Source organism: Quisquiliibacterium transsilvanicum (genome assembly GCF_014202215.1).
Taxonomy (GTDB): domain Bacteria; phylum Pseudomonadota; class Gammaproteobacteria; order Burkholderiales; family Burkholderiaceae_E; genus Quisquiliibacterium; species Quisquiliibacterium transsilvanicum.
Genome location: NZ_JACHGB010000004.1, coordinates 351,449 through 371,983, shown reverse-complemented (window position 1 = coordinate 371,983; position 20,535 = coordinate 351,449). Strand labels below are relative to the sequence as shown.

The window sequence follows — 20,535 nt, the reverse complement described above, 5'->3', positions numbered from 1 at the left end:
GCGGCGAAGGCATGCGGGCGGATCGCCGCGCCCGGCGCGTGAGGGACCGGACCGTATAATCGGCCGGTCGCCCAAAGGGATGCTGCAATGCAATTCAGTATAAAGACTTCCGCCGCCGAATCGCTGAAAACGGCCTGCGCCGTCATCCCCGTGCTGCCGGGGCGCAAGCTCGGTGCGGCCGGCGCCGCGCTCGACGCCGCGCTGGGCGGATCGCTTGCCGCGGCCATCGCGCACGGCGACCTGCAGCCGAAGGCGGGCTCCACGCTGATGATCTACGGCGACCCCAAGCGGGTGGCCCGGGTGCTGCTGGTGTCCATGGGCGAGGAGGCCCAGGTCAGCGAGAAGTCGTATACCGAAGCCGTGCGCGGCGCGCTGCGCCATCTCGCCACGCTGTCGGGGTCGGAAGCTGTGTCGGCCCTGCACGAAGCCGAGGTCGCGGGGCGCTCGTCCGACTGGCGGCTGCGCACCCAGGTGACGCTCGGTCGCGAGGCGTCCTATCGTTTCGACAGGATGAAGTCCAAGAAGGAGCCGCAGCCGCCCCGGCCCGAGCGTCTCGCTTTGCTGGTCGAGCGAGCCGCCAGCGCCGCCGCCGAGCGCGAGATCGCGCACGCGGTGGCCCTTGCCAACGGCGTCGACCTCGCCAAGGACCTCGGCAACCTGCCAGGCAACGTCTGCACCCCGGCCTACCTCGCCGACGCCGCGACCAGGCTCGGGAACGAATTCAAGATCAAGGTGCAGGTGCTCGAGCGCCGGCAGATGCAGGCGCTCAGGATGGGCGCGCTGCTGGCGGTGGCCCAGGGCTCCGAGCAGACGCCCAGGCTGATCGTGCTCCAGTACCAGGGCGGGCCCGCGAAGCAGGCGCCGGTGGCGCTGGTCGGCAAGGGCATCACCTTCGACACCGGCGGCATCTCGCTCAAGCCCGCGGCCGAGATGGACGAAATGAAGTACGACATGTGCGGCGCGGCCTCGGTGCTGGGCACCTTCCGCGCCGTGGCCGAGATGAAGCTGCCGATCAACCTGGTCGGCGTGATCCCGGCCGCCGAGAACATGCCCGGCGGCGGCGCCACCCGTCCGGGCGACGTGGTCACCAGCATGTCGGGCCAGACCATCGAGATCCTGAACACCGACGCCGAGGGCCGGCTGGTGCTGTGCGACGCCCTCACCTACGTCGAGCGCTTCAAGCCGGCGGCAGTGATCGACGTCGCCACCCTCACCGGCGCCTGCGTGATCGCGCTCGGCCACCACAACACCGGCCTGTTCAGCGCGAGCGACGCGCTGGCCGACGAGCTGGTGGCGGCGGGCCGCGAGTCCGGCGACCGCTGCTGGCGGATGCCGCTGGAGGACGAATACCAGGACCAGCTGAAGTCCCCGTTCGCGGACGTCGCCAACATCGGCGGCCGGGCCGGGGGCTCGATCACTGCGGCCTGCTTCCTGTCGCGCTTCACCAAGGCCTACGACTGGGCGCACCTGGACATCGCCGGCACCGCCTGGCGCTCCGGCGCGGCCAAGGGCTCGAGCGGCAGGCCCGTACCGCTGCTCGCCGGCTTCCTCGCGGCACGCGCCGGGAGCCGATGACACGGGTCGACTTCCACTTCAACGCGGCGGACAAGCTCCAGTACGCCTGCCGGCTGGTGCGCAAGATCCGCCGCGCCGGCCAGCAGGTGGTGGTGTTCGGCGACCCGCTGACGCTGGCCGAGTTCGACCGCCTGCTGTGGACCTTCTCGAAGCTGGACTTCATCCCGCACGTGTTCGCCGGCGACGCGCTCGCCGACCGAACCCCGGTGATCCTGTGCAGCGAGTCGGCCGACACGCCGCACTCCGACAACCTTGTCAACCTGTCCCACGCCACTCCGTCCTTCTTCAGCCGCTTCGAGCGCCTGTTCGAGGTGGTATCGAGCGAAGAGCGCGACCGGGCCCAGGCTCGCGAGCGCTGGCGCTTCTACCGGGACCGCGGCTATCCGCTTGCCGGCCACCAGCTGGCAGCGGACTGAATCCCACCCGCCCCCACGACGCGCGCCGCGCAGGAGCCCAAGCATGAATCCTCCGCTCGACCCCACCGGTCCCGGCGGCCCGGGCCTGCCCGGCAGCGACGACGCGATCCCCCTGCTCACCGAGGTGGTCGAGGCGCCGCGCTACCGCGCGCCCGACCTGCCGGCCGCGCTTTCCGACGTCGACTGGTCTGCGCTCTCCCGCCAGGTGCAGGACAACGTGCTGGAGCAGCTGATGCGCCGCTCGGAGGCACTCTTCGAGCAGTCGCTGCGCAGCACGCTGGACGCGGTGATCGAGCGTGCCACTGCCCAGCTGCAGCTCGAGCTCCAGGGCGCGGTCTCGCAGCTCACCCGCGACGTCGTCGCGCGCGCGGTCGCCGAGGAGCTCGCCCGGGTGCAGGCCGAGATCGAGCACGGCGGGGCGGGGGACCGCGCGCCGATATAATCCGCCGTCCGATCAGGCACTTGCACGGCTCCCCCAGATGAACTCCCCTTCCGCCACCGGCGAACAGAACGCGCTCGCCAAGAGCTTCGAGCCACGCGACATCGAAGCGCTCTGGTATCCCACCTGGGAGGAGCGCGGCTACTTCGGCGCAGGCGAGCAGGCCGGCGCGCCCGCCTTCAGCATCCAGCTGCCGCCGCCCAACGTCACCGGCACGCTGCACATGGGGCATGCGTTCAACCAGACGATCATGGACGCGCTCACCCGGTACTACCGGATGAAGGGAGCGAACACGCTCTGGCTGCCGGGCACCGACCATGCGGGCATCGCCACCCAGATCGTCGTCGAACGCCAGCTCGACGCGCAGGGAGTCTCCCGCCACGACCTGGGCCGCGCGAAGTTCGTCGAGCGGGTCTGGGACTGGAAGCACGAGTCCGGCTCCACGATCACCCGGCAGATGCGCCGGATGGGCGCCTCCACCGACTGGTCGCTCGAATACTTCACGATGGACCCGACGCTGTCGGAAACCGTCAAGGAAGTGTTCGTCGGCCTGTACGAGCAGGGGCTGATCTACCGCGGCAAGCGCCTGGTGAACTGGGACCCGAAGCTGCTCACCGCGGTCTCCGACCTCGAGGTGGTCAGCGAGGAGGAGGACGGCAAGCTCTGGCAGATCAGCTACCCGCTGGCCGACGGCAGCGGCCAGCTCACCGTGGCCACCACCCGCCCCGAGACCATGCTGGGCGACACCGCGCTGATGGTGCATCCCGAGGACGAGCGCTACGCGCACCTGATCGGCCGCACGGTCCGCCTGCCGCTGACCGGCGCCGACCCGATGGATGCCGCGTGCTGGCGCGAGATCCCGATCATCGCCGATGCCTACGTCGAGCGCGAGTTCGGCACCGGTGTGGTCAAGGTGACGCCGGCGCACGACTTCAACGACTACGCGGTGGGCCAGCGCCACGGCCTGCCGACGATCGGCATCCTGACGCTCGACGCCCGCATCAACGACGAGGCGCCCGCGCGCTACCGCGGCATGGACCGCTACGACGCGCGCGAGAAGATCGTCGCCGACCTCGAGACGCTGGGCCTGCTCGAATCGGTCAAGCCGCACCGGCTGATGGTGCCGCGCGGCGACCGCACCAACGCGGTCATCGAGCCGATGCTCACCGACCAGTGGTTCGTCGCGATGAGCAAGCCCGCGCCCGAGGGCACGCTGTTCCCTGGCAAGAGCATCGCGCAGAAGTCGCTAGAGGTCGTGGCCGACGGCTCGATCCGCTTCGTGCCCGAGAACTGGACCTCCACCTACAACCACTGGCTCGAGAACATCCAGGACTGGTGCATCTCGCGCCAGCTCTGGTGGGGCCACCAGATCCCCGCCTGGTACAAGGCGGACGCCGAGGGCCGCGCGGTGCACGACGGCACGGTGTTCGTCGCGCGCAGCGAGGACGATGCGCTCGCGCACGCGCGCGCCGCCGGCTGGCAGGGCGGCCTGGCACGCGACGAGGACGTGCTCGACACCTGGTTCTCGTCGGCGCTGGTGCCCTTCTCCACGCTGGCCGACCCGCAGCGCCCCTTCGTCGACGGCCGCCCCAACATTCGGCCGGAGCTCGAGCAATTCCTGCCCTCCTCGGTGCTGGTCACCGGCTTCGACATCATCTTCTTCTGGGTCGCCCGGATGGTGATGATGACGGTGCATTTCACCGGCAAGGTGCCCTTCCGCGACGTCTACGTGCATGCGCTGGTGCGCGATGCAGAAGGCCAGAAGATGTCGAAGAGCAAGGGCAACACGCTCGACCCGATCGACCTGATCGACGGCATCGACACCGGCACCCTGGTGGGCAAGCGCACCACCGGCCTGATGAACCCGAAGCAGGCCGAATCGATCGCGAAGCGCACCCGCAAGGAATTCCCCGACGGCATCCCGGCCTTTGGCGCGGACGCACTGCGCTTCACCTTCGCGTCGCTGGCCAGCCCGGGCCGCAACATCAATTTCGACCTGAATCGCTGCGAGGGCTACCGCAACTTCTGCAACAAGCTGTGGAACGCCACCCGCTTCGTGCTGATGAACTGCGAGGGCCAGGACTGCGGCCTGGCGCCGCACGATGCCGCGCAGTGCGCGCCCGGCGGCTACCTGGAGTTCAGCCAGGCCGACCGCTGGATCGTCTCGCAGCTGCAGCGCGTCGAGACGGAGGTGGAGAAGCACTTCGCCGACTACCGCTTCGACCTCGCCGCGCGCGCGATGTACGAGTTCGTCTGGAACGAGTACTGCGACTGGTACCTGGAACTGGCCAAGGTGCAGCTGCAGGGCGGCAGCGACGCGCAGAAGCGCGCCGGCCGCCGCACGCTGATCCGCGTGCTGGAGGCGGTGCTGCGGCTGGCGCATCCGGTGATCCCGTTCATCACCGAGGCGCTGTGGCAGAAGGTGGCGCCGCTTGCCGGCCGCTATGGCGAGCGCGGCGAGCAGACGCTGGCCGGCGAGGCGCTCGCCGCAGCGGTGGCCGAACGCCGCTTCTCGATCATGACCCAGCGCTACCCGCAGGCCGAGCCGGCGAAGATCGACGAGGCCGCCGAGGCCTGGGTGGCCGAGCTCAAGGCAATGGTCGACGCCTGCCGCGCGCTGCGCGGCGAGATGAGCATCTCGCCCGCGCAGAAGCTGCCGCTGGTGGCAGCCGGCGACCGGACAAGGCTGGCCGGGCAGGCGCCCTACCTGCAGGCGCTCGCCAAGCTCTCCGAGGTGGAGATCGCAGGCGAGCTTCCCGCGGGCTCGATCGCGCCGGTGCAGATCGTCGGCGCCACCCGCCTGATGCTGAAGGTGGAGATCGACGTGGCCGCCGAACGCGAGCGCCTGGGCAAGGAGATCGCCCGCATCGAGGGCGAGATCCGCAAGGCCCAGGGCAAGCTCGGCAACGCCAGCTTCGTCGAACGCGCGCCCGCGGCGGTGGTCGCGCAGGAGCGCGAACGGCTCGAAGCCTTCGGCGCCACGGTTCAGCGACTGCAGGAGCAGCTGGCACGGCTGGGCTGAGCGCAGCCCCGGCACGCGCCGCACCGCCGGCGCCGCAGCCGGAGGCGCTCACGCCCCCGATCGCCGCTGCATGTTGACTTTCCTCATTGGCGCAGCTCGATCGCGGCGTCATCATCTCCTGTTTCGAATCGGCTCCGCGGCCTGCGCGGGCCACCCACTCCTCCAATAAGGAAGCTACAAGTGATCCGTGAAGTCGAAGGCGACATCCTCCTGAGCCGCGCGCAGGTCATCGCGCACGGCATTGCCCCCCACGACCATTTCGACACCGGCCTCGCGCTGGCGCTGCGCGAGCGCTGGCCGTCGATGGTGCGCGACTACCGCCACGCCATCCACGGCAAGCCGCTGGACTCCGGCGAGATCTGGATGTGGCGCGGCGTCGACGCCGACGGCAGCACCCGCGGCATCGTCAACCTGCTCACGCAGGGCATGCTGCATGACGGCCCCAGCGCCAAGCCCGGCAAGGCGAGCACCGAGAACGTCAGCCGCGCGCTGAAGGCGCTGGCCAAGCTGGTCGCCGACGAAGGCCTCACCAGCATCGCGCTGCCGCGCCTGGCCACTGGCGTGGGCGGCCTCGAGTGGAGCGAAGTCAAGCCGCTGGTCGAGCGCCACCTGGGCGAGCTGAAGATTCCTGTGCTGGTCTACGAGACCTACCGCAAGGACCAGCAGGCCGACGAAGGCCTCTGATCCCGTCCCGACGGCAGGCCCGCGCCTGCCGCGCGCCCGGGCAAACCCGGGGCCGTCGCGAGTTCCCCCCTGACGTAGGATGCCGTTCAACGGTGCGCAGTCGTGCACCGTTGCATCGATACGAATAACGACAGGGAGACAGCGATGACTGGATTCGGAAAACCGGCGCCGTTCGCCGGCGGCAAGGGCGTGCGCCGGACAGGCCCGGAACCCTGGCGCCTGCTGCGCGCAGGCACGCTGGCTGCGCTTGCCGCAGCGCTGGCCGCCTGCGGCGGCGGCAGCGACGGCGACAACCGCGGCAGCGTCGACTCGGTGACGCAGACGGCCGCGCTCTCGAGAGCGGCGGTCGATGCCTCGGTGGCCGCCAATCCCGGCCTCGTGCAGCTGATCGGCGCGGCGTCGCAATGCGACGTCACCCAGCACAAGCTGGTCTACGACTCGGTCGATCCGCACGGCGACGGCGCGCGTGCCAGCGCCGGCCTGTACATCCCGTCCGGCTGCCCCGGCCCCTACCCGGTGCTGGTCTATCACCACGGCACCACGGTGGACAAGGCGTTCACGATGTCGAGCCCGCAGAACGGCGAGGCCGGGCTGCAGCTCGCGATGTTCGCCGCCCAGGGCTACGTGGTGGTGATGCCCGACTACCTCGGCTACGGCGACTCCACCCTCGGCTGGCACCCCTACCTGCACGCAGAGAACACCGCCCAGGTGAGCATCGATGCGCTGCGCGCCGCGCGCACCGTGCTCTCGCGCAACGGCGTCGCCACCAGCGGCAGGCTGTTCCTCGCCGGCTACTCCCAGGGCGGGCACGCCGCGATGGCCACCCACCGCGCGATGGAGCGCGACCATGCCGGCGAGTTCACCGTGACCGCCGCGGTGCCGATGTCGGGCCCGTACGCGCTGGAAGAGACCTTCATCGCCGGCATCCCCAACCCCGGCCAGGGCGCGACGGTGTTCACCGCGATGACCTTCACCGGCTACCAGAAGGCCTACGGCGACATCTACTCGAAGCCCGAGGACATGTTCCGCGCGCCCTGGGTCACCGGCATCGAGGATCTGCTGCCGGGAACGCTGAGCTTCACCCAGCTCTACACCACCGGCAAGGTGCCGCTGGGCACCACCGGGCCCGGCGGGCTGCTGACCGAGGCCTTCGTGAGCGCCTTCGCCGCCGACCCGGCTTTCCCGGCGCGCAAGCGCCTTCGCGAGAACACGCTGCTCGACTGGAAGCCCGCTGCGCCGGTGGCGTTGTGCGCAGGCGCGCGCGACCCGACGGTGACGTTCGACAACGTCATCACCGCCGCCGGGTACTTCGGCAGCCAGGGCGTGCAGGTGACCCCGGTGGACGTCGAGCAGGTGCCGGCCTTCCAGCCGACGATCGCAGCGCAGGTGGCGGCTGCACCCGACCTCAGCACCTACCACGGCGGCATCGTGCCGCCGCTGTGCGTGTCCTTCGCGAAGAACCAGTTCTTCGACCCGAGAAAGTGATCTGCCGGGGCGCCGGGGCCGCGAACGCGGTTCAGGCCCCCCGCCCCACGGGCGGTCCTGCGCGGCCGCCCGCCCTCAGCGCCCTCAGCGCCGCTTCAGGTAGAACACCCACTCCTTGTCCTTCGCCTCGCTGGCCACCAGCTCGTTGCCGGTCTGGCGGGCAAAGGCCTGGAAGTCGCGCTGCGAGCCGGGATCGGTGGCGACCACGCGGAGCACCTGGCCGCTCTCGAGGTCGGTGAGCGCCTTCTTGGCGCGCAGGATGGGCAGCGGGCAGTTCAGCCCCCGGGCATCGACTTCGCGGTCGAAGGGGGTGGCGGTGTCGGTCATGTTCGTCTCTCTTGCAGGGGGCGTCGGCCTCGGCGGGCGCCGCAGACCGGGGATCGTAACAGCCCGGCGCGACCGGGCTGGACCGTCCGCCGGAAGCATTCGCACGGGCCGGGCCGGCGGGAGCGTCGGGACGCGACCTCTGGCGCCGCTGCCGCGTCCGCGGCGCCGGGTCAGCCTTCGTTGTCCTCGGGCCGCGGCGGGCGCGGACGCGCGCCGGGCAGGTCGACGAACTCGAAGGGCAGGCCGCGCGCGCTCATCCAGTCGGCCACCGCCATGCCGGTGCCGGCCCGCCAGGGCTTGAGCCTGGCCGGCTCAACCATCCGGTACTCGACCAGTTCCTCGGAGAGCCGCACCTCGCCCGACGCCACCACGTGGTAGGCGATGATCAGCTCGTTCTTGCGCTTGAAGTCGTAGACGCCGATCAGCTCGGAGCGGTCCACGTCCAGGTTGGTCTCCTCCTTGATCTCGCGCACCAGCCCTTCCTCGGCGGATTCGCCGGCCTCGAGGAAGCCGGTGATCAGCGCGAAGGTGCGCGGCGGCCAGGCGGCGTTGCGCGCCAGCATGATCAGGTCGCCGACCTGGATCAGCGCGGCCACCACCGGGGCCGGGTTGTTCCAGTGCACGAAGCCGCAGGCCGGGCAGGTGGCGCGGTCGCGCTCGCCGGCGTGGCGCACCACCAGCTCGGTGGCGCAGCGGGGACAGAATCGGTAGTCGGGATGCATCGTCTCTCGCTCCGGGCCGGGCATCGCCCGGCGGGTGGTTGCGCCGGGCGATGCCCGGCGGTGTCTGCCTGGCCGGGCAATCCCCGGCCGTGTCGTCCCGGCCGGGCATTGCCCGGCCGCTCAGGATTCCGGGCCCGGCCCGGCCGTTCAACTGCTGGGGCCTGCCCCGGCTCCCGGGGCCGCAGCCGGCCGGCGGCGCAGCGCCGACCAGCCGCCCAGGCCGAGCATCAGCGCCACGCCCCAGAACAGCGGCGCGAAGGTCATCGACCCCGAAAGGAAGGTCGACAACACGCTGCCCGCGCTGCCGAACAGCAGCGGCAGAAAGGTCTGCGAACCGTTGGCGACCATCATCCTCAGCCCGACCGCCTCGCCGGTGCGCCCCGCAGGCGTCGCGGTCTGCACCATCGCCATCACCGCCGGATGGCCCAGGCCCATGCCCAGCCCCAGCACGAAGGACAGCGTCATCAGCCCGTAGTGGCTGTCGAACAACGGGAAGGCGAAGTAGACCAGCGCGGCGATCGTCAGCGCGCCGCCCACCATCTGCCACTCGGTGAGCAGCCGCGCGAACACCGGCATCGCCAGCCGGACCGCAAAGGTGGCCGCCGAGAAGGCGCCGAGCACCATGCCGATCTGGCTGGCCGACAGGCCGATCCGCGAGCCCTGGATCGGCACGAGGAACATCAGCACGTCCCAGGCGGCGGCCAGCAGGATCACCGACACGAAGATGCGGCGCATCACCGGCGTGGCCAGCAGTTCGAAGGCGCTCGCCCGCACCGGCGGCGGCGCCACCGACACCGTGCGGCCGTCGAAGCGCCAGCGCCACTTGAGCAGCGCGAGCGCCGCCGCCACCATCACCGAGGCCACCGCGAACGCCGCCGCGAAGGACGCGCCTTCGCCCGCGTGGTCGATGATGAAGCCGGCGACGATCGGCCCCAGGAAACCGGACACCGACAGCGCGACCGCAAGCAGACCGAAGTTGCGCACCCGCGCAGGCCCGTCGGCCAGCTCGCCGGTGAGCTTCTGCACGCACATGTGGAAGGGGATGAAGCCCAGGCCGACCAGCACGCTGTTGGCGCACAGCACCGGCACCGACAGCGAGAGCGCGGGCAGCAGCAAGCCGAGCCCCATGGTGGCTGCGCCGAGCAGCATCGGGACGCGGGTGCCGGTCCGGTCGATCCAGCGGCCCATCGACACCGACAGCAGCATCGGCGCCACCGAGTACAGCGACAGCAGCACCCCGACCACCAGCGTGGGCGCATCGAGCCGGATCGCGGCCAGCGAGCCGGTGAGCCGGCTCGCGGTGAAGGCCGCGTGGCCGAGCATGTTGAGCGTGGCGAGCGCGAACAGCGTCGGCGCGTGCCGCCCGGCGCCGTTCATCGGACGCCGGCGCTCAGAGCCGCTCCGCCACCCAGCCCTGCACGCCGGCCAGCGCCTGCGGCAGCTTCGAGGGATCGGTGCCGCCGGCCTGCGCCATGTCGGGCCGCCCGCCGCCCTTGCCGCCCACCTGCTGGGCGACGAAGTTCACCAGCTCGCCCGCCTTGACCCTGGCGGTGGCATCCGCCGTGACGCCTGCGATCAGGCTCACCTTGGCACCGTCGACGGCCGCCAGCACGATGGCCGCGGTCTTGAGCTTGTCCTTGAGCTTGTCCATGGTCTCGCGCAGCGTCTTGACGTCGGCACCCTCCAGCGAGGCCGCCAGCACCTTGATGCCGGCCACGTCGACCGCCTGCGCGGCCAGGTCGTCGCCCTGCGAGGACGCCAGCTTCGACTTCAGCCGCGCCAGCTCCTTCTCGAGCGACTTCACGTTGTCGAGCACCTGCTCGATGCGCTGCGTGAGCTCGGAAGCCGGCGCCTTCACTGCGGCGGCCGCCTCGGCCAGGCTGGCCGAGAGCCGCTGCACGAAGGCCAGCGCGTTCTCGCCAGTGACCGCTTCGACGCGCCGGATGCCCGCGGCCACGCCGCCCTCGGCGACGATCTTGAACAGGCCGATGTCGCCGGTGCGCTCGACGTGGGTGCCGCCGCACAGCTCGCGCGAGGAGCCGATGTCGAGCACCCGCACCGTCTCGCCGTACTTCTCGCCGAACAGCGCCACCGCGCCGCCCTTGACGGCGTCGTCGAAGGCCATCAGCTGGGCCTGCGTGGCGGCGTTGGCGAGGACCTCGCGGTTGACGATCTCCTCGACGCGGCGGATCTGCTCCGCGCTCAGCGGCGCATCGTGGCTGAAGTCGAAGCGGGTCTTGTCGGCGTCGACCAGCGAGCCCTTCTGCTGGACGTGGGCGCCGAGCACCTCGCGCAGCGCCTTGTGCATCAGGTGGGTGGCCGAGTGGTTGCGCACGGTGCGGGCGCGGCGCGCGCCGTCGACGCGGGCATGCACCTTGTCGCCGATGCGCAGCTCGCCCGCCACCAGCGTGCCGTGGTGGCCGAACACGTCGGCCTGGATCTTCTGGGTGTCGGAGACTCGGAACAGCGTGGTGCAGGTCTCGCCCGCGCTGATCTCGCCGCTGTCGCCGGCCTGGCCGCCGGACTCGGCGTAGAAGGGCGTGGTGTCGAGCACCACGACGGCCTCCTGGCCGGCCGGCACGCTGTCGACCCGGCTGCCGCCGACGTAGAGCGCGGCGACCCGCGCGTCGCCCGACAGCGCGTCGTAGCCGATGAACTCGGTGCGCACGCCCTCGTAGGCCAGCGTGCCGCCCGCCTTGAACTTGCCGGCGGCGCGCGCCTGCTCGCGCTGGCGCTGCATCGCCGCCTCGAAGCCGGCGTCGTCGACGCTCACGCCGCGCTCGCGGCAGACGTCGGCGGTGAGGTCGAGCGGGAAGCCGAAGGTGTCGTAGAGCTTGAACGCGGTTTCGCCGTCCAGCGTGCGGATGCCGCTGGCCAGGTCCGCCTCCAGGATGGCCATGCCGTGCTCGAGCGTCTCGCCGAAGCGCTCTTCCTCGTGCGCCAGCACGTCGGCGACGCGGGCCCTGACCGCGCGCAGCTCCGGATAGGCGTCGCCCATCGTGGCGTCGAGGTCGGCCACCAGACGGTGGAAGAAGGGCTTCTTCTGGCCGAGCTTGTAGCCGTGGCGCAGCGCGCGCCGGATGATGCGCCGGAGCACGTAGCCGCGGCCCTCGTTGCCGGGAATGACGCCGTCGACCACCAGGAAGGCGCAGGCGCGGATGTGGTCGGCGATCACCCGCAGCGAGGGGCTGGCGAGGTCGGCGCAGCCGGTCTCGCGCGCCGCCGCGCGGATCAGGTCCTGGAAGAGGTCGATCTCGTAGTTGCTGTGCACGTGCTGCAGCACCGCCGCGAGCCGCTCCATGCCCATGCCGGTGTCGACGCATGGATGCGGCAGCGGCGTGAGCACGCCCGCCTCGTCGCGGTCGAACTGCATGAACACCAGGTTCCAGATCTCGATGTAGCGGTCGCCATCCTCGTCCGGGCTGCCAGGGGGGCCGCCGGCCACGGCGGGGCCGTGGTCGTAGAAGATCTCGGAGCAGGGGCCGCAGGGGCCGGTGTCGGCCATCTGCCAGAAGTTGTCCGACGCGTAGCGGGCGCCCTTGTTGTCGCCGATGCGCACGATGCGCTCGGGCGGCACGCCGATCTCGTCGGCCCAGATCCGGTACGCCTCGTCGTCTTCCTGGTAGACGGTGACCCAGAGCTTCTCCGGCGGCAGCGCGTAGACCCGGGTGAGCAGCTCCCAGGCGTAGGCGATGGCCTCGCGCTTGAAGTAGTCGCCGAAGGAGAAGTTGCCCAGCATCTCGAAGAACGTGTGGTGCCTGGCGGTGTAGCCGACGTTCTCGAGGTCGTTGTGCTTGCCGCCGGCGCGCACGCTGCGCTGCGCGCTGGTGGCCCTGCGATAGGGGCGCTGCTCCTTGCCCAGGAACACGTCCTTGAACTGGACCATGCCGCTGTTGGTGAAGAGCAGGGTGGGGTCGTTCGCGGGCACCAGCGGGCTGGAGGCGACGATCGTATGGCCCTTCGATTCGAAGAACCTCAGGAACTTCTCGCGGATCTCGGCCGACTTCATCGTTCGTCGCGCTTCAAGGAAAGTGTTGATTTTTCGGGGTAATCCGTGATTTTACCCAAAGCCGGAGCCGCCGGGACCGTCTGCGACACGCCCCCGCATCGCCCGTTTGTTAACATCCGCCCGCCCCGAACCCCAGAGAGCCTGACAGATGCGAGCGATCCGAGACTCCCGCGCGGCCGGCCCGCACGGCGCCGCGTCCCCGCGCCGACGCCGCCCCGCGCTGCTGGCCGGCCTTGCCGCCGCGGCCTTCGCCGCGCTCTGCGGCCTCGCGCCGGCCACCGCCGCAGCCCAGGCCGCCTGGCCGTCCAGGCCGGTGCGCTTCGTCGTCCCCTACCCGCCCGGCGGCCCGCTCGACCAGGTCGCGCGCGCCCTCGCGGAGAAGCTGCGCGAGCCGCTGGGCCAGCCGGTGCTGGTGGAGAACCGCGCTGGCGCCGGCGGCAACATCGGCGCCGACCACGTCGCCAAGTCCGCCCCCGACGGTCACACCATCGTGATGGGCGCGGTGGCCACGCACGCGATCAACCCGTCGCTGTTCGCGAAGATGCCCTACGACGCCAACCGCGACTTCGCCCCGGTGACGCGGGTGGCGGTGGTGCCCAACGTGCTGGTGATGAATCCGGACACCGCGGCCAGGCTGGGCGTGTCCGACGTGCGCAGCCTGATCGCCTATGCGCGCCGCAACCCCGGCAAGCTCAACTACGCCTCCGGCGGCAACGGCAGCGCCGGTCACCTGTCCGGGGAGCTCTTCAAATCGATGGCCGGCATCAGCATGGTGCACATTCCCTACGGCGGTGCGGCCCCGGCGCAACTGGGCCTGCTGGGCGGGCAGACCGACCTGATGTTCGACAACCTCGCCTCGGCGGCGCCGCAGATCCGCGCCGGCCAGCTCAAGGCCTTCGCAGTGACGACGCCGCGGCGCAGCGGCTTCTTCCCGGAGCTGCCCACCGTGGCCGACTCGGGCCTGGCCGGCTTCGACATCAGCACCTGGTTCGGCGTGTTCGCGCCCGCAGGCACGCCGGCGCAGATCGTCGACCGGCTGCATGCGGAGGTCGAGCGCGCGCTGGCCCACCCGGACCTGCGCGAGCGGCTCGCGCGTCTCGGAGCAGAACCGGCCCCGCAGCCGCCCGCGGAGTTTGCCGCGTTCGTGCGCCAAGAGCAGCAGAAGTACGCGCGGATCGTCAAGGCGTCGGGAGCGCGCGTCGACTGAAAGACGTCCATCGCCGCCGCGTGCGCATATCCGCTATGGCGCGCAATGGGGCCGCATCGCATAATTGATCGACTGGGGAGATTCAACAGATGCAGATACGTAATCACCGAGACCTCTGGGCCGGTCTCATGTTCTTCGCCTTCGGCATGATCTTCGTGGTGCTGTCGCAGCAGTACCACGTCGGCAGCGCGGCGAAGATGGGTCCGGGCTATTTCCCGCTGGTGCTCGGCGGCCTGCTCGCCCTGCTCGGCGCAATCATCGCCCTGGGCTCCATCTCGGCGGCCAACGATGAACTGAAGGTGGAAAAGGTCGGCTGGCGCGAGCTGGGGCTGATCCTCGGGTCGGTGGCGCTGTTCGGTGCGCTGCTGCCCTCCTTCGGCATCGTCGTCGCGCTGGTGGTGCTGATCGGCATCTCGGCCCTGGCCAGCCACGACTTCAGCCTGCGCGACACGCTGATCGCGATCGTCGTGCTGGCGGTCTTCTCCTACTTCGTGTTCGTCAAGGGCCTGGAACTGCAGTTCCCGCTCTGGCCGAAGTTCATGACCAACTGATACGGCTACGGACATGGAACAGCTCTTCAGCAACCTGGCGATCGGCTTCGCCGCGGCAGCCACCCTCGACAACCTGATGTACTGCTTCATCGGCGTGCTGCTCGGCACGCTGATCGGAGTGCTCCCCGGCATCGGCCCGCTCGCCACCATCGCGATGCTGCTGCCGATCACCTACAAGATGACCGACCCCGGCTCCGCGCTGATCATGCTGGCCGGCATCTACTACGGCGCCCAGTACGGGGGCTCGACGACGGCCATCCTCGTCAACCTTCCAGGCGAGGCGTCCTCGGTGGTGACGGCACTGGACGGCTACCAGATGGCCCGCAACGGCCGCCCCGGGCCGGCGCTCGCGATCGCGGCGATCGGCTCCTTCTTCGCGGGCTCGGTGGCCACCTTCCTGATCGCAGCCTTCGCGCCGCCGCTGTCGGAAGTCGCCTTCAAGTTCGGACCAGCCGAGTACTTCTCGCTGATGGTGCTGGGCCTGATCGCGGCCGTCGTGCTGGCCCACGGCTCCATCCTGAAGGCGCTGGCGATGGTGATCTTCGGCCTGCTGATCGGCATGGTCGGCACCGACGTCAACTCCGGCGTCGCCCGCTTCAACTTCGAGATCCCGGAGCTTTCCGACGGCATCGAGTTCGTGGTCATCGCGATGGGCCTGTTCGGCTTCGGCGAGATCATCGCCAATCTCGAACAGCGCGAACATCGCGAGGTCTTCGTCAAGAAGGTCGGGAAACTCATGCCGAGCCGGCAGGAGATGAAGCAGTCCGCGATGCCGATACTGCGCGGCACCGCGCTCGGCTCGATGCTCGGCATCCTGCCCGGCGGCGGCGCGGTGCTGGCGTCCTTCTCCTCGTATGCGCTCGAGAAGAAGCTCTCCAAGACGCCGGAGCGCTTCGGCAAGGGCGCCATCGAGGGCGTGGCCGGCCCCGAGTCCGCCAACAACGCGGGCGCGCAGACCTCCTTCATCCCGATGCTCACACTGGGCATTCCCACCACGCCGGTGATGGCGCTGATGGTCGCGGCGATGATGATCCACAACATCCAGCCCGGTCCGCAGGTGATGACCGGCAACCCCTCGCTGTTCTGGGGGCTGATCGCGTCGATGTGGATCGGCAACCTGATGCTGGTGATCCTGAACCTGCCGCTGGTGGGCCTGTGGATCAAGCTGCTGTCGGTGCCCTACCGCGTGCTGTACCCGGCCATCCTGCTGTTCTGCGTGATCGGCGCGTACTCGGTCAACAACAACGTCTTCGACGTGTTCATGACGGTCCCGTTCGCCATCCTGGGCTACGTGTTCAAGAAGCTGGACTGCGAGCCTGCGCCGCTGCTGCTTGGCGTGGTGCTGGGCAAGCTGATGGAGGAGTACCTGCGCCGCACGATGACCATCTCGCGCGGTGACGCGACGGTGTTCTTCACCCGGCCGCTGTCGCTGACTCTGCTCATCATCGCCGCCGTGCTGCTGCTGGCCGTGCTGCTGCCCGCCATCCGCAAGAAGCGCGCAGAGGCCTTCGCGGGCGAGGACGACTGACCGCGCGGTCCGCGCGCTTTGGTGCCCAGTAGCTGCGTTTGGCGCCCTTTGGAATACCCGCCGCATGGCGGGTATTCTTTTTTCTCGGCCGATATCGACTCAGGAGCCCCGGATGACATCTCCCCTGGCGGAACGCGTGAAGGTGATCGGATTCGACGTGTTCGGCACCGTCGTCGACTGGCATACGTCGATCTCGCGGGAGATCGAGGCGATCGCTCCCGAGGTCGACGGCGGGGCCTTCGCGCTGGCCTGGCGCGCCGGCTACTGGCCCGCTTTCGCGCGCGTGCGCCGCGGCGAGACCGGCTGGGTCAAGCTCGACGCCCTGCACCGGATCATCCTCGACGAGCTCCTGCCGCGCTTCGGGCTGCAGCGGCTCGATGAAGCCGCGCGCGAGCACCTGAACCGCGCCTGGCACCGGCTCGACCCCTGGCCGGACGCCGTGGCCGGACTGACGCGCCTGAAGCGCCGCTACGTCATCTGCCCGCTGTCCAACGGCAACATCGGCCTGCTGACGAACATGGCCAAGCGCGCCGGGCTGCCCTGGGACCTGATCCTGTCGGCGGAGGTGTTCCGGCACTACAAGCCCGACCCCGAGGCCTACCTGGGTCTGCCCGGCGTCTTCGACCTGCAGCCGGGCGAGGCGATGCTGGTGGCCACGCACCAGAAGGACCTCGCCGGCGCCCAGGCCTGCGGGCTTGCCACCGCCTTCGTCGAGCGCCCGCTGGAGATGGGTCCCGGCGCAGCCAAGGACGACGCGCGCGACCCGCGCTTCGACATGCATGCGACCGATTTCCTGGACCTGGCGGATCAGCTCGGCTGCTGAAGCCGCGACCGCCGCACCTCGCGCCTCCCTGAGTCGGCAGGACGCTACAATCGTCCGCCACCCCGGAGACCGCCGATGAGCTCGAGGACCTACGACCCCGTCGCCCCCCACACCGTCGCCTTCATCGGCCTGGGCGTGATGGGCTATCCGATGGCCGGCCACCTGAAGCGCGCCGGCCACCGCGTCACCGTCTACAACCGCACCGCCGCCAAGTCCGACCAGTGGGCCGCCGAGCACGGCGGCGCATCGGCGCCCACGCCGCGCCAGGCCGCGCACGAGGCGGACATCGTGTTCTGCTGCGTGGGCAACGACGACGATCTGCGTTCGGTCGTCCTCGGCGAGCACGGCGCCTTCGCCGGAATGAAGCCGGGGGCGGTGCTCGTCGATCACACCACCGCGTCCGCGAACGTGGCGCGCGAGCTCCACGCGACCGCGCTGCACCACGGCCTGCACTTCGTCGACGCGCCGGTGTCGGGCGGCCAGGCGGGCGCGGTCAACGGACAGCTCACGGTGATGTGCGGCGGCGGCGAGGACGCGTTCGGCCGCGCGAGGCCGGTGGGCATGGCCTTCGCGCGCGCCTTCACGCTGATCGGCCCGCCGGGCGCGGGGCAGCTCGCCAAGATGGTCAACCAGATCTGCATCGCCGGCCTGCTGCAGGGGCTGGCCGAGGGCGTGAACTTCGGCGTCCAGGCCGGGCTCGACATGAAGCTCGTGCTCGAGGTGATCGGCAAGGGCGCGGCGCAGTCCTGGCAGATGGACAACCGCGGCGGCACGATGGTCGACGGAAAGTTCGACTTCGGCTTCGCGGTCGACTGGATGCGCAAGGACCTCGGCCTGTGCCTGGACGAGGCCAGGCGCAATGGCGCCGCGCTGCCGGTCACCGCGCTGGTCGACCAGTTCTACGGCGACCTGCAGGCCCTGGGCGGCGGCCGCGACGACACCTCGAGCCTGCTCCGCAGGCTGGCGCGGGACCGTCGCTGAGCGCCGATGAACCGGGATCGCAGCCGCGTGAGCCGCAGGCTCCTCGCACGCGCCGCCGCGCTGCTCGGGACCGGCCTGCTCGGGCTGCTCGCCGCGGCCTGTGCAGGAGCCTTCTCGGGCAGTCCGCCGGGCGAGGCCATCGGCGTCGCCGACGGACGGCTCAAGCCGGTGCGCTCCCAGTACTGGAACGCCGTGTCCAGCTTCGCCGACACCGATTACCACCGGATCGCCCCGCTGGACGCCGGCGCCGACCCGCGGGCCTCGTTCGCCGAGCTGCGCCGCCTGGTCGCGGACTGGCCGGGCGCCCGGATCGCCGGCGAGACGCCCGGCTACCTCCATGCCGAGTTCCGCACCCCGCTGATGCGCTTCGTCGACGACGTCGAGTTCCTGCTCGACGCCCCGGCCGGCGTGATCCATGTACGCTCCGCGTCGCGGCTGGGCCGGCGCGACTTCGGCGCCAACCGCAAGCGGGTCGAGGCGATCCGCGCACAGCTCACTTCCTCCCAAACCTCCGCTGGAGAATCGAAATGACCTACCAGACCCAGCCCTCCGGGCTGCAGATCGAAGACGTGACCGCGGGCTCCGGCCCCGAGGCGAACAAGGGCAGCCAGGTGGTCGTCCACTACACCGGCTGGCTTTACACCAACGGCGCCGCCGGCTCGAAGTTCGACTCCAGCAAGGACCGCGGCGAGCCCTTCTCCTTCCCGCTGGGCGCCGGCTACGTGATCCGCGGCTGGGACGAGGGCGTTGCCGGAATGAAGGTCGGCGGCACCCGCCGCCTGATCATTCCGCCGGAGCTTGGCTATGGCGCGCGCGGCGCGGGCGGCGCGATCCCCGGCAACGCAACCCTGCTGTTCGAGGTGGAGCTGCTCGGGGTCTGAGGCTGCGGCCTGCGGCGGGGGGATAGAATCCAGGGTTTGACCGACGCCGTCACCTGCGATGCCCCCGCCCGCCGAACACAACGAAGCCCTTCCCTCCAACTTCCTGCGCACGCACGTCGAGGATGACCTCGCGCGCGGTGCCTACGCGCAGCGCAGGTGGGCCGGTGCGCCCGGCTTCGCCGCGAACCACCGGCAGGCCGCCCTGGATCCCGCCCGGGTGCGCACCCGCTTTCCGCCCGAGCCCAACGGCTATCTGCACATCGGGCACGCCAAGTCCGTCTGCCTGAACTTCGGGCTTGCGCGCGACTATGGCGGGCGCTGCCACATGCGCTTCGACGACACCAATCCCACGAAGGAGGAGCAGGAGTACGTCGACTCCATCCTCGACGCGGTGGGCTGGCTGGGCTTCGAGTGGAAGGACGCGCAGGAGGACAACCTCTACTTCGCCAGCGACTACTTCGGCGCCTTCTACGAGATCGCCGAATACCTGGTGCAGGCGGGCCATGCCTACGTCGACCGGCAGACGGCCGACGAGATGCGCGCCAGCCGCGGCACGCTCACCGAGCCGGGCCGCGACTCTCCGTACCGCGACCGCCCCCCCGCCGAGAGCCTGGCGCTGCTGCGCGAGATGCGCGACGGCCAGCACCCCGAGGGCTCGATGGTGCTGCGCGCGAAGATCGACATGCGCTCGCCGAACATGAACCTGCGCGACCCGGCCATCTACCGGATCCGCTTCGCCGAGCACCACCGCACCGGCAAGGACTGGTGCATCTACCCGATGTACGACTACGCCCATCCGCTGGAGGACGGGCTCGAGAACATCACCCACTCGATCTGCACGCTGGAGTTCGAGGATCACCGCCCCTTCTACGACTGGGTGCTGGAGCGCGCCGCCGAAGGCGGGTTCTTCGACCGGCCGCTGCCGCGACAGATCGAGTTCGCGCGGCTGAACCTCACCTACACGGTGACCAGCAAGCGCAAGCTGCAGGAACTGGTCCAATCGAAGCTGGTCGACGGCTGGGACGACCCGCGGATGCCCACGCTGGTGGGGCTGCGCCGCCGCGGCTACACGCCGGAGTCGATCCGCCTGTTCTGCGACCGCATCGGCGTGTCCAAGGCCGATTCCTGGGTCGACATGGGAACGCTGGAGCAGGCGCTGCGCGACGACCTCGAGCCGCGCGCGCCGCGCGCGGTGGCGGTGCTCGACCCGCTGAAGCTGGTGATCGACAACTTTCCCGAAGGGCAGTCTGAGGACTGCAGCGCGCCTGCGCATCCGCACCGGCCCGAACTCGGCCAGCGCAGCTTCCCGATCTCGCGCGAGCTGTGGATCGAGCGCGAGGATTTCGCCGAGGAGCCGCCCAAGGGCTTCTTCCGGCTGTTCCCCGGCAACCGCGTGCGCCTGCGCTACGGCTACGTCGTCCAGTGCACCGGCTTCGAGAAGGACGCCGACGGCAGGGTGGTCGCGGTGCATGCCGAGTACTTCCCCGACTCGAAGTCGGGCACGCCCGGCGCCGACACCTACAAGGTCAAGGGCAACATCCACTGGGTCTCGGCGCCGCACGCGCTGGAAGCCGAGGTGCGGCTGTTCGACCGGCTGTTCACCGAGGCCCACCCGGATGCGGGCGGACGCGACTATCGGGCGACGATCAACCCGGCGGCAAAGACGATGGTGCGCGCGCAACTCGAGCGCACGCTCGCGTCGGCGAAGCCGGACGATCGCTACCAGTTCGAGCGGCACGGCTACTTCGTCGCCGACCGTACCGACAGCGCCGAAGGCCGGCCGGTGTTCAACCGTGCGGTGTCGCTGAAGGACTCCTGGGGCAGCGGCAAGGGCCGCTGATCCTGCTGCGCGGCGGGCGGCTGCAACGGCCGCCTGGCGCGCCGC

18 protein-coding genes are annotated in these 20,535 nt (G+C 70.4%); 14 read left to right on the top strand and 4 right to left on the bottom strand.

Annotated elements, in window-relative coordinates; genetic code table 11:
* Positions 1 to 87 precede the first annotated feature (87 nt).
* From HNQ70_RS11115 to HNQ70_RS11090, 6 genes are all read left to right on the top strand, one after another.
* Positions 88 to 1,575 carry a leucyl aminopeptidase gene (locus tag HNQ70_RS11115; protein ID WP_183967435.1) on the top strand — a complete coding sequence of 496 codons (1,488 nt, stop codon included), beginning with the start codon at positions 88 to 90 and terminating at the stop codon, positions 1,573 to 1,575.
* A complete protein-coding gene (locus HNQ70_RS11110) occupies positions 1,572 to 1,991 on the top strand; it encodes a DNA polymerase III subunit chi (RefSeq protein ID WP_183967433.1) in 420 nt (139 codons plus the stop codon). Before HNQ70_RS11115 ends, HNQ70_RS11110 begins: the two co-directional genes overlap by 4 nt.
* 43 nt (positions 1,992 to 2,034) lie before the next feature.
* Complete coding sequence (locus tag HNQ70_RS11105) at positions 2,035 to 2,433, top strand: hypothetical protein (protein WP_183967431.1); 399 nt, start codon at positions 2,035 to 2,037, stop codon at positions 2,431 to 2,433.
* Between the two features lie 37 nt (positions 2,434 to 2,470).
* Positions 2,471 to 5,452 carry a valine--tRNA ligase gene (locus HNQ70_RS11100; RefSeq protein WP_183967429.1) on the top strand — a complete coding sequence of 994 codons (2,982 nt, stop codon included), beginning with the start codon at positions 2,471 to 2,473 and terminating at the stop codon, positions 5,450 to 5,452.
* Between the two features lie 180 nt (positions 5,453 to 5,632).
* Positions 5,633 to 6,136, top strand: coding sequence for a macro domain-containing protein (locus HNQ70_RS11095; RefSeq protein ID WP_183967421.1), 504 nt, complete (start codon positions 5,633 to 5,635; stop codon positions 6,134 to 6,136).
* 144 nt (positions 6,137 to 6,280) lie between these two features.
* Positions 6,281 to 7,621: an alpha/beta hydrolase family protein gene (locus tag HNQ70_RS11090; protein WP_183967419.1), complete on the top strand. Its 1,341-nt coding sequence runs from the start codon at positions 6,281 to 6,283 to the stop codon at positions 7,619 to 7,621.
* Positions 7,622 to 7,705: 84 nt separating this feature from the next.
* On the opposite strand, the gene HNQ70_RS11085 is transcribed toward HNQ70_RS11090, so the two are convergent.
* The 4 genes from HNQ70_RS11085 to alaS form a co-directional block, all read right to left on the bottom strand.
* A complete protein-coding gene (locus HNQ70_RS11085) occupies positions 7,706 to 7,948 on the bottom strand; it encodes a sulfurtransferase TusA family protein (protein ID WP_183967417.1) in 243 nt (80 codons plus the stop codon).
* A 170-nt stretch (positions 7,949 to 8,118) separates the two neighbouring features.
* Entirely contained in the window at positions 8,119 to 8,670 is a 552-nt protein-coding gene (locus HNQ70_RS11080; protein WP_183967415.1) for an NUDIX domain-containing protein, read from the bottom strand.
* A 147-nt stretch (positions 8,671 to 8,817) separates the two neighbouring features.
* Positions 8,818 to 10,047, bottom strand: a complete 1,230-nt coding sequence (locus tag HNQ70_RS11075) for an MFS transporter (RefSeq protein ID WP_183967413.1) — start codon at positions 10,045 to 10,047, stop codon at positions 8,818 to 8,820.
* 13 nt (positions 10,048 to 10,060) lie between these two features.
* Entirely contained in the window at positions 10,061 to 12,679 is a 2,619-nt protein-coding gene (alaS, locus tag HNQ70_RS11070; RefSeq protein ID WP_183967411.1) for an alanine--tRNA ligase, read from the bottom strand.
* A 148-nt stretch (positions 12,680 to 12,827) separates the two neighbouring features.
* On the opposite strand from alaS, the gene HNQ70_RS11065 reads away from it, so the two are divergent.
* The 8 genes from HNQ70_RS11065 to HNQ70_RS11030 all read left to right on the top strand — a co-directional run bounded on the left by HNQ70_RS11065 (position 12,828) and on the right by HNQ70_RS11030 (position 20,490).
* Complete coding sequence (locus HNQ70_RS11065) at positions 12,828 to 13,886, top strand: Bug family tripartite tricarboxylate transporter substrate binding protein (protein ID WP_183967409.1); 1,059 nt, start codon at positions 12,828 to 12,830, stop codon at positions 13,884 to 13,886.
* An 89-nt stretch (positions 13,887 to 13,975) separates the two neighbouring features.
* The gene (locus tag HNQ70_RS11060) at positions 13,976 to 14,437 is read left to right on the top strand and encodes a tripartite tricarboxylate transporter TctB family protein (RefSeq protein WP_183967407.1); all 462 of its coding nucleotides are present in this window, start codon (positions 13,976 to 13,978) and stop codon (positions 14,435 to 14,437) included.
* Positions 14,438 to 14,450: 13 nt separating this feature from the next.
* Positions 14,451 to 15,965 carry a tripartite tricarboxylate transporter permease gene (locus tag HNQ70_RS11055; protein WP_183967405.1) on the top strand — a complete coding sequence of 505 codons (1,515 nt, stop codon included), beginning with the start codon at positions 14,451 to 14,453 and terminating at the stop codon, positions 15,963 to 15,965.
* Positions 15,966 to 16,077: 112 nt separating this feature from the next.
* Positions 16,078 to 16,788: a haloacid dehalogenase type II gene (locus HNQ70_RS11050; protein ID WP_183967403.1), complete on the top strand. Its 711-nt coding sequence runs from the start codon at positions 16,078 to 16,080 to the stop codon at positions 16,786 to 16,788.
* 75 nt (positions 16,789 to 16,863) lie between these two features.
* Positions 16,864 to 17,769 carry an NAD(P)-dependent oxidoreductase gene (locus HNQ70_RS11045; protein WP_183967395.1) on the top strand — a complete coding sequence of 302 codons (906 nt, stop codon included), beginning with the start codon at positions 16,864 to 16,866 and terminating at the stop codon, positions 17,767 to 17,769.
* Positions 17,770 to 17,796: 27 nt separating this feature from the next.
* Positions 17,797 to 18,300, top strand: coding sequence for a DUF1499 domain-containing protein (locus HNQ70_RS11040; protein WP_343060741.1), 504 nt, complete (start codon positions 17,797 to 17,799; stop codon positions 18,298 to 18,300).
* Entirely contained in the window at positions 18,297 to 18,650 is a 354-nt protein-coding gene (locus tag HNQ70_RS11035; protein ID WP_183967391.1) for an FKBP-type peptidyl-prolyl cis-trans isomerase, read from the top strand. The genes HNQ70_RS11040 and HNQ70_RS11035 overlap by 4 nt, the downstream gene beginning before the upstream one ends.
* Positions 18,651 to 18,708: 58 nt before the next feature.
* Positions 18,709 to 20,490, top strand: a complete 1,782-nt coding sequence (locus HNQ70_RS11030) for a glutamine--tRNA ligase/YqeY domain fusion protein (RefSeq protein WP_183967389.1) — start codon at positions 18,709 to 18,711, stop codon at positions 20,488 to 20,490.
* Positions 20,491 to 20,535: the final 45 nt, after the last annotated feature.

Coding starts and splice junctions, on each gene's coding strand:
- HNQ70_RS11045 (WP_183967395.1), top strand. CDS start 16,864: ATGAGCTCGAGGACCTACGACCCCGTCGCCCCCCACACCGTCGCCTTC.
- HNQ70_RS11030 (WP_183967389.1), top strand. CDS start 18,709: ATGCCCCCGCCCGCCGAACACAACGAAGCCCTTCCCTCCAACTTCCTG.
- HNQ70_RS11090 (WP_183967419.1), top strand. CDS start 6,281: ATGACTGGATTCGGAAAACCGGCGCCGTTCGCCGGCGGCAAGGGCGTG.
- HNQ70_RS11065 (WP_183967409.1), top strand. CDS start 12,828: ATGCGAGCGATCCGAGACTCCCGCGCGGCCGGCCCGCACGGCGCCGCG.
- HNQ70_RS11105 (WP_183967431.1), top strand. CDS start 2,035: ATGAATCCTCCGCTCGACCCCACCGGTCCCGGCGGCCCGGGCCTGCCC.
- HNQ70_RS11100 (WP_183967429.1), top strand. CDS start 2,471: ATGAACTCCCCTTCCGCCACCGGCGAACAGAACGCGCTCGCCAAGAGC.
- HNQ70_RS11035 (WP_183967391.1), top strand. CDS start 18,297: ATGACCTACCAGACCCAGCCCTCCGGGCTGCAGATCGAAGACGTGACC.
- HNQ70_RS11060 (WP_183967407.1), top strand. CDS start 13,976: ATGCAGATACGTAATCACCGAGACCTCTGGGCCGGTCTCATGTTCTTC.
- HNQ70_RS11115 (WP_183967435.1), top strand. CDS start 88: ATGCAATTCAGTATAAAGACTTCCGCCGCCGAATCGCTGAAAACGGCC.
- HNQ70_RS11080 (WP_183967415.1), bottom strand. CDS start 8,670: ATGCATCCCGACTACCGATTCTGTCCCCGCTGCGCCACCGAGCTGGTG.
- HNQ70_RS11075 (WP_183967413.1), bottom strand. CDS start 10,047: ATGAACGGCGCCGGGCGGCACGCGCCGACGCTGTTCGCGCTCGCCACG.
- HNQ70_RS11110 (WP_183967433.1), top strand. CDS start 1,572: ATGACACGGGTCGACTTCCACTTCAACGCGGCGGACAAGCTCCAGTAC.
- HNQ70_RS11055 (WP_183967405.1), top strand. CDS start 14,451: ATGGAACAGCTCTTCAGCAACCTGGCGATCGGCTTCGCCGCGGCAGCC.
- HNQ70_RS11050 (WP_183967403.1), top strand. CDS start 16,078: ATGACATCTCCCCTGGCGGAACGCGTGAAGGTGATCGGATTCGACGTG.
- alaS (WP_183967411.1), bottom strand. CDS start 12,679: ATGAAGTCGGCCGAGATCCGCGAGAAGTTCCTGAGGTTCTTCGAATCG.
- HNQ70_RS11085 (WP_183967417.1), bottom strand. CDS start 7,948: ATGACCGACACCGCCACCCCCTTCGACCGCGAAGTCGATGCCCGGGGG.